11 protein-coding genes are annotated in these 13,060 nt (G+C 47.2%); 5 read left to right on the top strand and 6 right to left on the bottom strand.

Annotated elements, in window-relative coordinates; translation table 11 throughout:
• Positions 1–163: 163 nt before the first annotated feature.
• The gene (locus tag NZD89_RS23585; RefSeq protein ID WP_268005124.1) at positions 164–1,063 is read right to left on the bottom strand and encodes a DMT family transporter; all 900 of its coding nucleotides are present in this window, start codon (positions 1,061–1,063) and stop codon (positions 164–166) included.
• Positions 1,064–1,212: 149 nt separating this feature from the next.
• On the opposite strand from NZD89_RS23585, the gene NZD89_RS23580 reads away from it, so the two are divergent.
• The 3 genes from NZD89_RS23580 (at position 1,213) to NZD89_RS23570 (ending at position 4,437) form a co-directional block, all read left to right on the top strand.
• Positions 1,213–1,803 (top strand): bifunctional transcriptional activator/DNA repair enzyme AdaA, encoded by a 591-nt coding sequence (locus tag NZD89_RS23580; RefSeq protein WP_268005123.1) that lies wholly within the window; start codon positions 1,213–1,215, stop codon positions 1,801–1,803.
• 492 nt (positions 1,804–2,295) lie between these two features.
• Positions 2,296–2,466 (top strand): anti-TRAP protein, encoded by a 171-nt coding sequence (gene rtpA / locus NZD89_RS23575; RefSeq protein WP_268005122.1) that lies wholly within the window; start codon positions 2,296–2,298, stop codon positions 2,464–2,466.
• Between the two features lie 240 nt (positions 2,467–2,706).
• Positions 2,707–4,437: a methyl-accepting chemotaxis protein gene (locus tag NZD89_RS23570; protein ID WP_268005121.1), complete on the top strand. Its 1,731-nt coding sequence runs from the start codon at positions 2,707–2,709 to the stop codon at positions 4,435–4,437.
• A gap of 123 nt (positions 4,438–4,560) precedes the next feature.
• Here NZD89_RS23570 and NZD89_RS23565 read toward each other — a convergent pair whose 3' ends face one another.
• Positions 4,561–5,763, bottom strand: a complete 1,203-nt coding sequence (locus NZD89_RS23565) for a macrolide family glycosyltransferase (RefSeq protein WP_268005120.1) — start codon at positions 5,761–5,763, stop codon at positions 4,561–4,563.
• Positions 5,764–5,948: 185 nt separating this feature from the next.
• Between NZD89_RS23565 and NZD89_RS29335 the strand changes: the two genes are divergently transcribed.
• Positions 5,949–6,263 (top strand): P-loop NTPase family protein, encoded by a 315-nt coding sequence (locus tag NZD89_RS29335; protein WP_326492885.1) that lies wholly within the window; start codon positions 5,949–5,951, stop codon positions 6,261–6,263.
• 78 nt (positions 6,264–6,341) lie between these two features.
• Positions 6,342–7,379, top strand: a complete 1,038-nt coding sequence (locus NZD89_RS23555; protein WP_268005119.1) for a GGDEF domain-containing protein — start codon at positions 6,342–6,344, stop codon at positions 7,377–7,379.
• A 274-nt stretch (positions 7,380–7,653) separates the two neighbouring features.
• On the opposite strand, the gene rocF is transcribed toward NZD89_RS23555, so the two are convergent.
• From rocF to pruA, 4 genes are all read right to left on the bottom strand, one after another.
• Positions 7,654–8,553 (bottom strand): arginase, encoded by a 900-nt coding sequence (gene rocF, locus NZD89_RS23550; RefSeq protein WP_268008595.1) that lies wholly within the window; start codon positions 8,551–8,553, stop codon positions 7,654–7,656.
• Between the two features lie 87 nt (positions 8,554–8,640).
• Positions 8,641–9,912, bottom strand: coding sequence for a Glu/Leu/Phe/Val family dehydrogenase (locus NZD89_RS23545; protein WP_268005118.1), 1,272 nt, complete (start codon positions 9,910–9,912; stop codon positions 8,641–8,643).
• Between the two features lie 36 nt (positions 9,913–9,948).
• Positions 9,949–11,145: an ornithine--oxo-acid transaminase gene (locus NZD89_RS23540; protein WP_284285823.1), complete on the bottom strand. Its 1,197-nt coding sequence runs from the start codon at positions 11,143–11,145 to the stop codon at positions 9,949–9,951.
• Positions 11,146–11,206: 61 nt separating this feature from the next.
• A complete protein-coding gene (gene pruA, locus NZD89_RS23535) occupies positions 11,207–12,757 on the bottom strand; it encodes an L-glutamate gamma-semialdehyde dehydrogenase (protein ID WP_268005117.1) in 1,551 nt (516 codons plus the stop codon).
• Positions 12,758–13,060 lie beyond the last annotated feature (303 nt).

Genomic DNA, 13,060 nt, shown 5'->3' with positions numbered 1-13,060 from the left:
GATGGTCACGAAACGGGCATCAGTCGCTAAGTTCCATAATTTGTGGACTTAGCGACCAAGAACATGCATTGTTCGCTAACCTGGCGTTATAGGACCAGTTCGACGAATGGACGATGTTGACTAAAACAACCTCTGCTTTCAGGGACGTTGGTGGAGCTTCTCGTCAGTTTTCTGGAGCAACGGAACTTGTCGTTCCTTTTCTCTTGGAATTTATATTCGCCACCAGCGCGACGCTGGACAGAATAATCAGCAATCCGATAATCAATCGAACAGTGATCTGCTCATCGAGGAACAGCCCACCCCATAGCACTCCGAATACCGGAACCAAAAAAGTGACGGTCAAGGTCTTCACTGGGCCGACGCTTTGTATTAGGGCAAAGTAGAATAGGTAAGCGACGGCTGTGCAAAGTACCGCTAAGCCAACGACGGAGAACATGACGACACGAGAAGGCAGTTCATGGGGTAAGGCTGCTAGACTAAACGGCAACAATATGAGACTGGCTCCGAGTTGTTGGCCAATGGCCATGTCCATCGGTTTCTCGCCTTTAAAATGTCTGGAGGAAAACACACCTGCAATACCGTAAAAAATCGCAGCGATTAATGAAAACGATGCGGGGAGCCACAGATGTAAACCATGTCCACTTCCACCCCAACCTACCAAAATTCCTACCCCAATAACGCCGAGTATGACGCCGGATAGCTTTTTCACGGTGAACGGGTCCTTTACCCATAGCCAGGCGACTAGAGCAGTGAACATCGGGGTTGTCGCATTCAGAATTGCGGCCGATCCAGCGTCAAGTCGCAATTCTGCGAAGGAGATTAGTGTAAATGGAAGTGCGGCGTTGCTTGCGCCGAGTATTAGGTACTGCCACCACTTGTGTACAATATGGATTCGGTGTCTACTTGCCAGAGCAAAAATAACCAGCGTAATGCCTGCTAACAGAACCCGAAGCTCAATGAGAACCAGTGGCCCTAATACGGGTGCGCCAATGCGCATAAAAAGGAATGAACCTCCCCATAATGCGGCCAATAACAGTAGCATGATGACGTCCTTTAGCTTCATGATGTTTCCTCCAAAATAGCTATGACTTCTCACTTCAGTTTTATCAGTTCACAGGTGATTAGGCTTTTGTAATCTTGTCGTTTCATCTTCAACATCCTTATCAAGACGTAAATGGGGGACTATACTCAACGCAGAGGGGGAGAACCAATATGCAGGAAGAACAATGGAATGCTATCGCCAGTTGTGATTCGGCGTACGACGGGCAGTTTTTTTACGCTGTGAAAACAACGGGTATCTTTTGTCGGCCATCCTGTAAATCGAGAATACCAAAGCGCGACAATGTTGTTGTGTTTTTGACGATCGATGCTGCGATGGACGCCGACTTCCGCCCGTGTAAACGTTGCAAGCCCGATCAGTTTCAATGGCCAGCCGAAGAACTTGCGCGCAAGACGATGGATTACATTGATGCCCATCACAGCGAGCCGCTCACATTGGGTATCATGGCAAATGGTCTACACATCAATCAGTATCATCTTCACCACATTTTCAAACGAGTCGTGGGTGTAACACCTAGAGAGTATTTACTCCAAAAGCGGATTGCACAAGCGAAGCGACTCTTAGATGAACGTGAATTCAGCGTAACCGATATCGCAGCCTCAGTAGGCTTTGTCAACGCGGCCCATTTCTCAACTGTATTTCGTAAGCAAATTGGACTATCTCCGTCTGAATATCGAAATCGACCAAAGACCACTGATTCGAAGTTGTCTGAGTTGGATGGAGGAGCTAAGTGGTTGTGTTAAATGTGAAAAATTTGGTTAACAACTCGCGAAGCTTTTTATAAGCGTACCAATATTCATGACTCACACTCCATCCTCTAATACATCAAAACACCAACTCACCCCTATTGCCGCGCCAGAAAATGCACCTACTTTATCGTGGTTTTGGCAAATCATTGGATATAACCGTTACGTCACGTGTCCGAATTGCCACACAGCGGCAATGATGTCGCCAATACCTGACGGTAAAGAGTAACGGTGCAACGAGGGTTCGTTGTAAATGCTACCCGTGAAGAATTGGTTTAGTAGGAGTCATGGACGACCATCCTCACGTAGAGGTCATTGATTATCTCATGGTGTTATGTCTTGAAAAGGACTTGTGATTCGCTAGAAGAGACAATCAGCCAGAAAGACTGCCTGATGACTTTTGCATGAACGTGAATCACGACATCCCGTGGTTACGGGACTATGCTTTAGTTATATCTAGTAAGGTGTGATTTGAAAGGAGTTAGCGTTTTGCAGATTTCAATGGACGATTTAGAACTTCAATGCTGGGATTGTAACGGGATTGGCGAAGTGGAATCGGAAGAAGGCAGGGTTCCATGCGATAAATGTAACGGAACAGGTGTCGTGCTTACCGCTCTAGGACAAACACTATTAGCTTTTATGAACAAGCATCTCAAGTAATTTCACGGTTCATTCTAAACTATTCGGGGCTTCTGCGACAGAAGGCATTGGCCCCATATTGTGTATGGGCGGTTTAACTCAAGATGACTAACCCTGAAGAAACTTTGGAAGAGCGCATGCTTTTCGAGTGAAAAGACGTTTGGCAGCCTATTTAATTATTTTATATCTACCCTATAATGAATAGGCATCATCGGCTTATTTCGAAGTCATTGTAAGCATCGTAGATCAGGGGGAACTCAAGTGTTAGAAAAAAAACGCATAGCGTTATCCTCACGAGTCACAGCAGTTCTGTGTGTACTCGGAGTGTTTATCGCTGGGAACGCAGCTACTACATATTTTATGTCAATGAACATGAACAACAAGGTATCAAAAATCAAAAATGAAGATTTGATGTACACAATTGATTCACAGAAGGCGAATCTCGATTTTATGACAGATGATGATAACATGCTTTACTTGGCGGGGATTCCGGCGAATACGCCCAAGGCTACTACAGGTGCTGTCATTTCGGCTATGAATAGCGCGGAGTCGGACCTTTTAAATTCGTTGAAATCGATTTCTCGAATTGCTGATTTAAACCCTCAGGAACGAAAGCACGTAAACACCGCAATGGATGCGGCGAATGCGTACCTGGACCTTGTACATAAAGTCGAACAACAAGACGCTCAAGACCATGCAACCGCAAATCACACGATCTTTGATACGTCGGCTGAAACCACCGTATTCACGAATCTGCAAAGTGCATTTAATCAAATGACCGCAGATGCAAAGGCACGTGTTACCAATGAATCAAATGCGACCATTCGCTATGGTCACCAGGGTACACTTATTGGCATGGTGATTGGGATCATTGCAATACTAATCGGACTAGCTGGAGCGATTTATACTCGGCGGGCACTAAAACCACTCCACATCGTGGTAGCAAAGCTGAAAAAGGTCGCAGGTGGGGATTTCACAGCGGAAGACATGCTGGTTTCATCGAACGATGAGATCGCAGACCTTGCTGAAGCCACGAACTTATTGAAAAACAATCTGAGCGCACTCATTTCCAAAGTAGAGCTTCATGCACAACAAGTGGCAGCTTCATCAGAACAATTGACAGCAAGTGCGGAGCAAACGGCCCAAGCGACGCAAAACATTGCGGAAACTATTCAACAAATTGCGACAGGCAGTGAAGAACAGGCTCAAAGTATTCAAGCTAGTTCTCTACTAGTTCAGGAATTGTCGGCTAAGATGCAAGATATCGCGGACAGTGCAGAACATTCGTCTACATTTACGTCACATGCTACGACAATGGCAGGTGAGGGTCAGGAATCCGTATCAACGGCCATCAACCAGATGAAATCGATTGATAATACGGTGAAATCGCTAACGACTATTGTTAAGGAACTTGGAGATCAATCGAAGGAGATCGGCCAAATTGTGAATGTGATTCAGGAGATTGCTACGCAAACGAATCTCCTGTCGCTTAACGCTGCGATTGAGGCCGCAAGAGCTGGTCAGCATGGAAAAGGATTTGCGATAGTAGCGGACGAGGTACGGAAACTAGCCGATCAATCAAATAAATCGGCTGAACGAATTATGGCGCTTATTACTACAATCCAGAATCAAACCAATGATGCTATGTCCGCTGCGGAAGCAACGAACCGGGAAGTTTCTATGGGTATTGAATCAGTCAATTCTGCTGGAGATGCGTTCCGCACAATTACCGATTCGGTTACCGATGTTGCAAATATGATTCGTGAAGTTTGCACCTCAATTCAAGAGATTTCAGTTGCAACAAAAATGTTTGCCGTAACCATCGAGGAAAGTTCAGAAGTCGCCACCACGGTGTCCAATGGGACGCAAGATATTTCTGCAACTACCGAAGAACAGCTGGCCTCTATGCAGGAAATCGCAGCGTCATCTTCATCACTATCCGACGTGTCGGAGGAATTGCTGTCTAACGTACTGAAATTCAAGTTGTCTTAATTTATAAAAGTGATTCCAGGGTTTCTATCGCGGGAGTGGTTTTTATTGAACAAATCGGCTGACACCGCGACTTTTAATCGGTGTCAGCCGATTTGCGATTGACAATTCCAAGGTGCAACTCGACTATTCAGTCATCCCTAGACTTCGTTTATACGCGAAGATCTCCTCGACGGCTCGGCGATACCCACCCGCAGCCCGGAACGAACCGCCAATTTCAACGCACACCTCTCGAATTGAGTCATCCTCGAGCACACGTTCCGCCGCCTCTCTGAGATCTCGTGCGGTTAAGCCTTCTTGATTTAGGTGAATGCCCGCACCGATTTCCGCCACACGTCGCGCAATGATAGGTTGGTCGGCGCTTTGGGGCAGTACAATCAGCGGCACACCGTAATAAAGACCTTCACTTGTACTGTTCATCCCCCCGTGTGTGATAAACAATTTGGCATGTTGCAGCACTTCGAGTTGCGGTATGTAATTGCGGACAATGAAATTCGCAGGAATGTCTCCCAATTGCGTTATCTCGGTTTGTTCCCCAACGGATAGAATTACTGTGTACTTCGTGTTCGCAAACGCCGCAAAGCAGAGCTTGTAAAAATCAACTGCTTGATTGAACACGGTACCGAGTGATATGTAAATCAGGTTGTCCGTGTCTACATGAGAAAAATCAAATTGACCATGAGAACGCAAAGCGATAGACGGTCCAACAAACTTGTACGATTCCTCGAAGCTTTCTCCATCGGGGTGGAAGCGTTTCGACGTGTAGACGATGGTCAATGGCTCGGGATTGCAGAAAACCTCGTAGGCCGAGCCAATTTGCACATCGTATTTTGCTTGTACATTACTGACTAGCTGTTGAAACTCCTGTTGAGCACGTTCATTCGCGTCTGCTGGAAAATGGCGCGTTAGGTGATCTTGTAGACTGTCAAAGCTGTGTTGTTGAAATGCAAAACTCGTGCAAGAGTTGATTGCCGGCAGGTCGAGTATTTGTGCAAGCAAACGCCCACAGCCGAACATCGAGTCATGAATGATGTAGTCAAAACGTTCTCCTTTTGTTTGCTCCAGGACACTGGGAATGACGATGTCGGCGGTACGCAAAAGTCCCCCCACTCGAGCCCAAGGATTGCGGCCCCCGGCAAGGAACGCCTCCAGAAATTTGCCCACATCGTACGTGATCACATCTGCGCCCGTTGCTTCGACGCGATCACGAAATTGCTCCGCCGTAAAGTAAACCACCTCTTCGCCACGACGGATAAGTTCTTGAACCACACCGAGGGTTGGATTGATATGTGCTTCGGAACCTGCGTTGATCAGCAAAACGCGTGCCATAGTCATCACCTTTCATAAGTTTGTGATCTCGCATTGTATAAGTTCCTCGACCCATGAAAACACGGGTCCGCCTATCTTCTATTTTTAGGATATCATTTATGGTGGAACTGCCTGAACGAAATTAAGGTTTTGTTAAGGTACTGTTTCTCGTCTTGTAAGTTTGGTCCTGTAAAGTCAGGACCGAGGTGAGGAACGAACCGACCAACGGGCTCCATCCCGCCGGCACCCACGAGATTCGAGCACTCGTCAAAGACATGCCCGCACAGCACGGCATCACGGTCGTCGTGTCCAGCCATTTGCTTGGCGAGATCGATCAGATGGCGACACACGTTGGTATCATCGATCACGGCAAACTCGTATTCCAGGATTCCATCGAGAAGCTCCGCGCACGCGGAGACAATCGTTCGCTGGAAGACCTCTTCCTTGATTTCGTGGAAGGTTTGGTTGGACAAGTGGGCAGTCGGGCTATGTTGACTGCTATTTTGTTTGACGTGTTATGATTTCACATACCCTTTTATGGGCAACACTGCTATTGAACTGACGGGAAGAGGATCGTTCGAGAAAGGCGTGTAAAGTTTTTGCGTGCACTATTCGTTAATGCATGTATTCTGTTTACTTTGACATGTGTTGGCTTTTTTCCGTTTAGAAACCAAGGTGTTTCTAATAAAAGAACGAAATTACTGCTCGGTTTCATAACGGGAGTCAGTGGTAACATCTTAATGTTTTTTTCGTTGCGCTTGGAAGGTAACACCATTTTAGACCTGCGTGTGATTCCTGTAGTAGTCGCGGCGTCCTATGGCGGAGTACTATCATCTTTGCCGTCAGCCATCTTGATTGGCGCAGGGCGAGTCTTATTGCTTGGTGTCAATTCGGTTTCATACAAAGGGGCCGTAAGCATTATCCTGATGGGAATCATTACACCTTTGTTAAGTCGATTTATCAAGAAGCAACCATATAAAACGCTGCTTCTATATGTGTATTGTTTGGTCCAGGTTTCAGTTTTTATTCGTCATGTGTCACCCAACTTATTTGTGATTTACTACATACTAGTGATTGTAATGGGATTCTTGGTTCAATTTATTATTTACACACTTAAACATTATTTTGATCTCCAAGCAGAACTTAAACAGTTATCTGAGTTAGATTTCCTTACTGGTTTGGTGAATGCCCGACAGTTTGATTATGGATTGAAATATGTCATGCAGTCATCCAAAGAAAGATTTGAGCCGTTCTCACTATTGATGATTGATGTTGATAAATTCAAAAGCATAAATGACACTTACGGACACTCTGTTGGTGATAGTGTATTAAAGCAAACAGCAACACTACTGAAAATGAACTGTCGGCCAGGCGACATTGTTTCCCGAAAGGGCGGCGAGGAATTTGCGATCATTCTTCCTTCCTGCTCAATACAATTGGCCACTGATGTCGCAGAATGTATTAGAAATGCGGTCGAAAATCACCAATTTGATGAACAGTTGCGATTTACGGTGACGGTTTCAATTGGAGTTGCAACAAGCGTACGATTACTCGCTCCAGAACAACTCATTGACCTTGCTGACAAAGCATTATACGAGGCCAAGAACAATGGGAGAAATAAAGTGTGTACGGCTTAAGTCCGATGGTGCCAACGTGGGGGGATTATTCCTTGACCCATCCGCCATCTTTGGCGAGTTAAGACCTCTAAAAAAGCCACAGTAAGACCACAGGGCCCCTGCATTTTACCGTACAGTAGCCTACAAGAGCCCCATTGGCGCCAGGTCATGACGCCAATGGGACATCGAATGGTTACAATGACATTCGGGGGACTGAAGGTAGACTGGCGAGTAGATTTTTGTGTCCATGTAAACACATGGGCTGCAGCCACATAATCGGCACGAGCGTATGTCCTTAGAGAACCGTTTTCCCAAACAATGACTCAATGAGTTCAACAGCCATTACGGCCGTACGGTTTTGCTCATCAAGAATAGGATTCACTTCAACAACGTCAACGGAAACGATGGCGTTCGATGCTGACAACATTTCCATCGCCAAGTGTCCTTCACGGTATGTGACGCCACCATTGACTGGAGTACCAACGCCAGGAGCAAACGTCGGATCAAGGGAGTCAAGATCCAGGCTCAGATGGATGCCGTCTGTTCCATTCGATGCGATTTCAATCGCTTCCTCCATGACGACAGCCATGCCGCGCCGGTCGATTTCTGACATCGTGTAGCAACGAATGCCAGCCTTGGCGATCAGTTTCGCTTCATCTTCGTCAATTGAACGAATGCCAACGAGTACAACATTCTCCGGTTTCACCTTGGGTGTGCAGCCGCCAATTCGGGTCAAATCCTCATGACCATAACCAAGACTAACAGCGAGGGGCATACCATGGATGTTTCCAGAGGGAGTTGTCTCCTCTGTATTCATATCCCCGTGTGCATCAAACCAGATGACGCCATAATTGGTGCTAGATTGCGCCATGCCGGCCAGACTGCCAATCGCAATGCTGTGGTCGCCGCCGAGAACGAGTGGTATGTGTCCTTCCGAAACGACCGTACTTACAATGCCGCACAGACTCTCAGAGACAGCCTTAACCTCGTTCAAATACCGAAGTTTTGTGTTCTGCGTTTGTTCATGCATTTCTGGCGTCGGAACGTTGATATTGCCGAGATCCTTCACTTGGTATCCAAGGCGTTCAAGCGCTGTGTCAAGACCTGCGTATCGAATCGCACTTGGTCCCATATCTACACCGCGCCGTCCTTGCCCAAGGTCAGACGGAACTCCGATGATGCGTAACTCCTTCAACCGTAACCCCAACTTTCTTCTCCATACATGCTTGCGTGATGACAAGGCGAACCAACGACATGACAAACGGAACTTTCTTCCGGACTTTTATACCCAACCGCGATAATGCATCGCTTCCGCTGTACTTTGGATACCTACCATGTATGCGGCAAGACGCATGTTCACATCCTGAGTAGTAGCCATATCGTACACACGTTCAAACGACTTGATCATAACTTCTCGTAAGCGTTGTTCGATCTCTTGTGCAGTCCAGTAGAGTCCTTGGTTGTTCTGCACCCATTCAAAGTAAGACACGGTCACACCGCCCGCGTTAGCCAATACATCCGGAACGAGCAAGATGCCGTTTTCTGAAAGCACTTTTGTGGCATCCAATGTCGTTGGCCCGTTCGCCGCTTCCGCGACGATTTGTGCCTGTATACGATGGGCATTTTCCATCGTGATTTGGTTCTCAATGGCAGCCGGTACGAGAATGTCACAAGGCATCTCGAGTAGTTGCTTGTTTGAAATGGTGTCTTTGAAGTTTTTCGTTACCATGCCGAATGAATCTCTCATATCCAATAGCTCTTCAATATTCAAGCCATTTTCGTTATAAATGGCTCCGTATGCATCTGAGATACCAATAACAACAGCACCCGCATCATGCATGAATTTCGACAGGTAGCTCCCCGCGTTTCCAAATCCCTGAACAATCACTTTTGCCCCTTGGAGGGAAATGCCTCGTCGTTTCGCAGCTTCCTCGATACAGATGGCAACACCCTTGGCCGTAGCTGTGTCCCGACCTTGCGATCCACCGAGAACTAACGGCTTACCCGTAATAAATCCAGGGGAATCAAACTCACGGAGATTACTATATTCGTCCATCATCCAAGCCATAATTTGCGAATTTGTGTACACGTCCGGTGCTGGAATATCCTTTGTCGGACCAACAATTTGACTGATGGAGCGGACGTAGGCCCGGCTCAGCCGCTCCAGTTCCCCAACTGACATCTCCCGTGGATCGCAAATGATACCGCCCTTACCACCCCCGTAAGGAAGTCCCACGACGCCGCACTTAACCGACATCCACATGGAAAGAGCCTGGACTTCCTCAACCGTTACATTAGGATGGAAGCGAATTCCGCCCTTGGTGGGCCCAATAGCATTGTTGTGTTGGCTTCGGTAGCCTGTGAATACCTTGACCGATCCGTCATCCATCCGTACCGGGATCCGAACTGTCAGTGTGAGTAGAGGAGTCTTTAACAGTTCGTAGTACGCTGGACCGTAGCCTAGATGTGTCAACGCATCAAGAATTACTTGTTGTGTCGAGGAAAGAACATCCTGTTCCTGTCGTGCTGTTTTGTTTTCAGTGACCGTGCTCATTCATGCCACCCCATGTCATTCATCGCTGTTGGTTCATTACATTTGGAACACAGTTTGAATCTTATCGAATGCCCAATCGAGCTCTTCCTCTGTAATGATGAGAGGCGGGGCGAAGCGAATCGTGTTTTCGTGGGTCTCTTTGCACAGAAGACCGAGGTCTTTCAACTGCTCACAATATGGACGAGCCTTTGTCGTCAACTCGAGTCCTATGAACAGCCCGCGGCCCCGCACTTGTTTGATAACCGGATTGCTCAACGTGAGCAGTTTGGTAAGGAAATACTCGCCAAGTATGCGGGACCGTTCCGGTAATCCTTCTTCCTCAATAACTTTAAGCGCTGCAACGGCGACCGCACTGCCCAGTGGATTTCCTCCAAATGTGGAACCGTGTGATCCTGGTTCGAACAGGCCGAGAATTTCCTTATCTGCAGCAACAGCCGAAACCGGAATGACACCCGCTCCTAGCGCTTTGCCGATGATGTACATATCTGGCACGACTTGCTCCCAATCACAGGCAAACATTTTTCCGGTACGTCCTAAGCCAGTTTGAATTTCATCGGCTACGAACAGGACGTTGTTTTCTTTACAGATTTGATAGGCACATTGAATAAAGCCCTCGGGAGGAATCACAATCCCTGCTTCACCTTGGATTGGCTCCACAAGGAATGCAGCTGTGTTGGGCGTAATTGCATCCTTGAGTGCCTCGATGTCGCCATAAGGCACAATTTTGAAACCAGGCGTCAACGGGCCAAACGCACGTTGGTATTCCGTATCTGAGCTAAAGGAGATAATCGTTGTGGTGCGGCCATGGAAATTGCCCGAAGCCACGATAATCTCGGCTTGATTGTCAGGGACTTTCTTAACATCATAGGCCCAACGGCGAATTGCCTTAATCGCTGTTTCAACCGCCTCAGCACCCGTATTCATCGGTAAAATCATGTTTTTTTGTGTGACTTTGGCCAAACTTTCGTACAGGAAACCGAGTTGGTCATTGTGAAAGGCCCGTGACGTCAACGTAATTTTATCAGCTTGGTCTTTAAGTGCTTGAATCACCTTCGGATGTCTGTGACCCTGGTTCAGTGCTGAATAAGCACTGAGCATATCCATGTATCGCTTGCCCTCGGTATCCTCAACCCAAACACCCTCACCTTTCGCCAAAACAATAGGGAGAGGATGGTAATTCTTTGCGCCGTATTGTTCTTCAAGCGTCTTTGGGGACGATATTGTATTTTGCACGGATAGTTCCTCCTTTTGTGATTTGACGCGCGGTCCCTGAGCGACCGTGGGTGCTTAGTACTTATAGAACTTCTGAACTGAGTTTGGGTTGTGTAAACAGCAAGAGATAGTCAGGTCCTCCGGCTTTTGAATCGGTACCAGACATGTTGAAGCCGCCAAACGGATGAACGCCAACCAAAGCACCAGTAGATTTACGGTTGAAATATAGGTTGCCTACATGGAACGTACGGCGTGCTTCTTCGACGTGTTCACGATTTTTTGTGAAAACAGATCCGGTCAGACCAAACTCTGTGTTGTTCGCCGCCGCAATGGCGTCTGTAAACGTCTTGACCTTTGTGAACGCGACCACAGGTCCAAAAATCTCCTCTTTAGAGAGGCGTGCGTCTGCAGGCACATCAGCGAAAATGGTTGGAGACACAAAGTACCCTGGTTTGTCCCAAGTCTCACCGCCGCATACGAGACGACCTTCTTGCTTTCCGATCTCAATATAGCTCCTGATTTTATCGTAGGCTTTTTGGTCGATAACTGGTCCAACCTTGGTGTTTGCGTTTATGGCATCGCCAATGGTTAGTGCACGAGTCCTTTCAACCACACGGTCCAGGAGTTCGTTATAAATCGCTTCATGTGCAATGACACGCGAACATGCAGAACACTTCTGGCCGCTGAACATAAACGCGGAATTGACGATGTTTAGTGCGGCCAAGTCCAAATCTGCTCCCTCATCGACAATGATGGAGTCCTTGCCACCCATTTCAGCAATGATACGCTTGAGCCAGATTTGGCCCTCATGGACCTTAGAGGCACGTTCATAAATGCGGACACCAATACCGCGCGATCCGGTGAAGGTAACAAACCGAGTGGTGGTGTGGTCGACCATGTAATCCCCAATTTCTCCTACATCACCTGGTACGAAGTTTACGACGCCGTCGGGGAGTCCAGCTTCTTTCAAAACCTCATAGAAGCGGTAGGCAATGACCGGAGTTTGACTTGCCGGTTTCAAGAGGACGGTATTACCAGAAACAATCGCTGCTGCCGTCATCCCTGCCATGATTGCGAGCGGGAAGTTCCAGGGTGGAATAACCACGCCAACTCCAAGCGGGATGTACTCGAGTCGGTTTTCCTCACCTGGATATGAAATTAGCGTCTGTTTTCCTCGCTCGGACAACTGCAACATTTGGCGGCCATAATATTCTAGGAAGTCAATGCACTCCGCCGTATCTGCATCTGCCTCAGCGCGAGTCTTCCCTGCCTCCAACAACAACCAAGAAGAGAATTCATGCTTGCGGCGGCGAATAATGGCAGCTGACTTAAACAGATAGCCGGCACGTTCCTCTGGGCTTACTTGTGACCAAGTGGTAAATTTTTTGGAAGCGATTTGAAATGCTTCGTCGACGATGGCTTTGTCCGCCTGTGCTACGAATCCTACAATTTGTTCCAAGTTCGATGGGTTACGAGATTCATTGCGCTTGTCAGTGTGAACCTCGCGGCCGCCGATGATAAGCGGGTAGCTTTGGCCCATTTGCGACGACACACGCTCGAAAGCGGCAGTAAATGCTGCTTCATTCTCCGGCTTTGAGAAATCCGTGAATGCTTCAGGTAAGTAAGGAATCATAGCTTATTTCCTCCTCATTTAGAACGGCTCATATTTTTTCAATCTAAGCAGGTCGGAAATGAAGTAATTGTGATGCTGAAAATGGTGATTCGAGTTTGAATAAGCGCTTACAAAGTTCATGATGCAAAAACGATTTGCATAAATCAATTGCCTTTATTTATTGCAGGTGCAAAAAACGTTTGCGGTGTGGTCGGGTGCCAAGTAAACTACTTAAGTAGCACAATGAATTTCAATATTTGCAGGTAATTAACCCATTGGGGTGATATGCGTGGCGAACTCAAACTCAAATATAAATGACTCAGA

Origin of the sequence: Alicyclobacillus fastidiosus, assembly GCF_026651875.1 — a bacterium.
GTDB classification, from domain to species: domain Bacteria; phylum Bacillota; class Bacilli; order Alicyclobacillales; family Alicyclobacillaceae; genus Alicyclobacillus; species Alicyclobacillus fastidiosus.
Note: the sequence above shows the minus strand (reverse complement) of the source record. Positions and strands in the feature narration are given on the sequence as shown.

Excerpts from the sequence above, each read along its gene's own strand:
- NZD89_RS23585 (WP_268005124.1), bottom strand. The coding sequence starts at position 1,063 with ATGAAGCTAAAGGACGTCATCATGCTACTGTTATTGGCCGCATTATGG.
- NZD89_RS23580 (WP_268005123.1), top strand. The coding sequence starts at position 1,213 with ATGCAGGAAGAACAATGGAATGCTATCGCCAGTTGTGATTCGGCGTAC.
- NZD89_RS23565 (WP_268005120.1), bottom strand. The coding sequence starts at position 5,763 with ATGGCACGCGTTTTGCTGATCAACGCAGGTTCCGAAGCACATATCAAT.
- NZD89_RS23545 (WP_268005118.1), bottom strand. The coding sequence starts at position 9,912 with ATGAGCACGGTCACTGAAAACAAAACAGCACGACAGGAACAGGATGTT.
- pruA (WP_268005117.1), bottom strand. The coding sequence starts at position 12,757 with ATGATTCCTTACTTACCTGAAGCATTCACGGATTTCTCAAAGCCGGAG.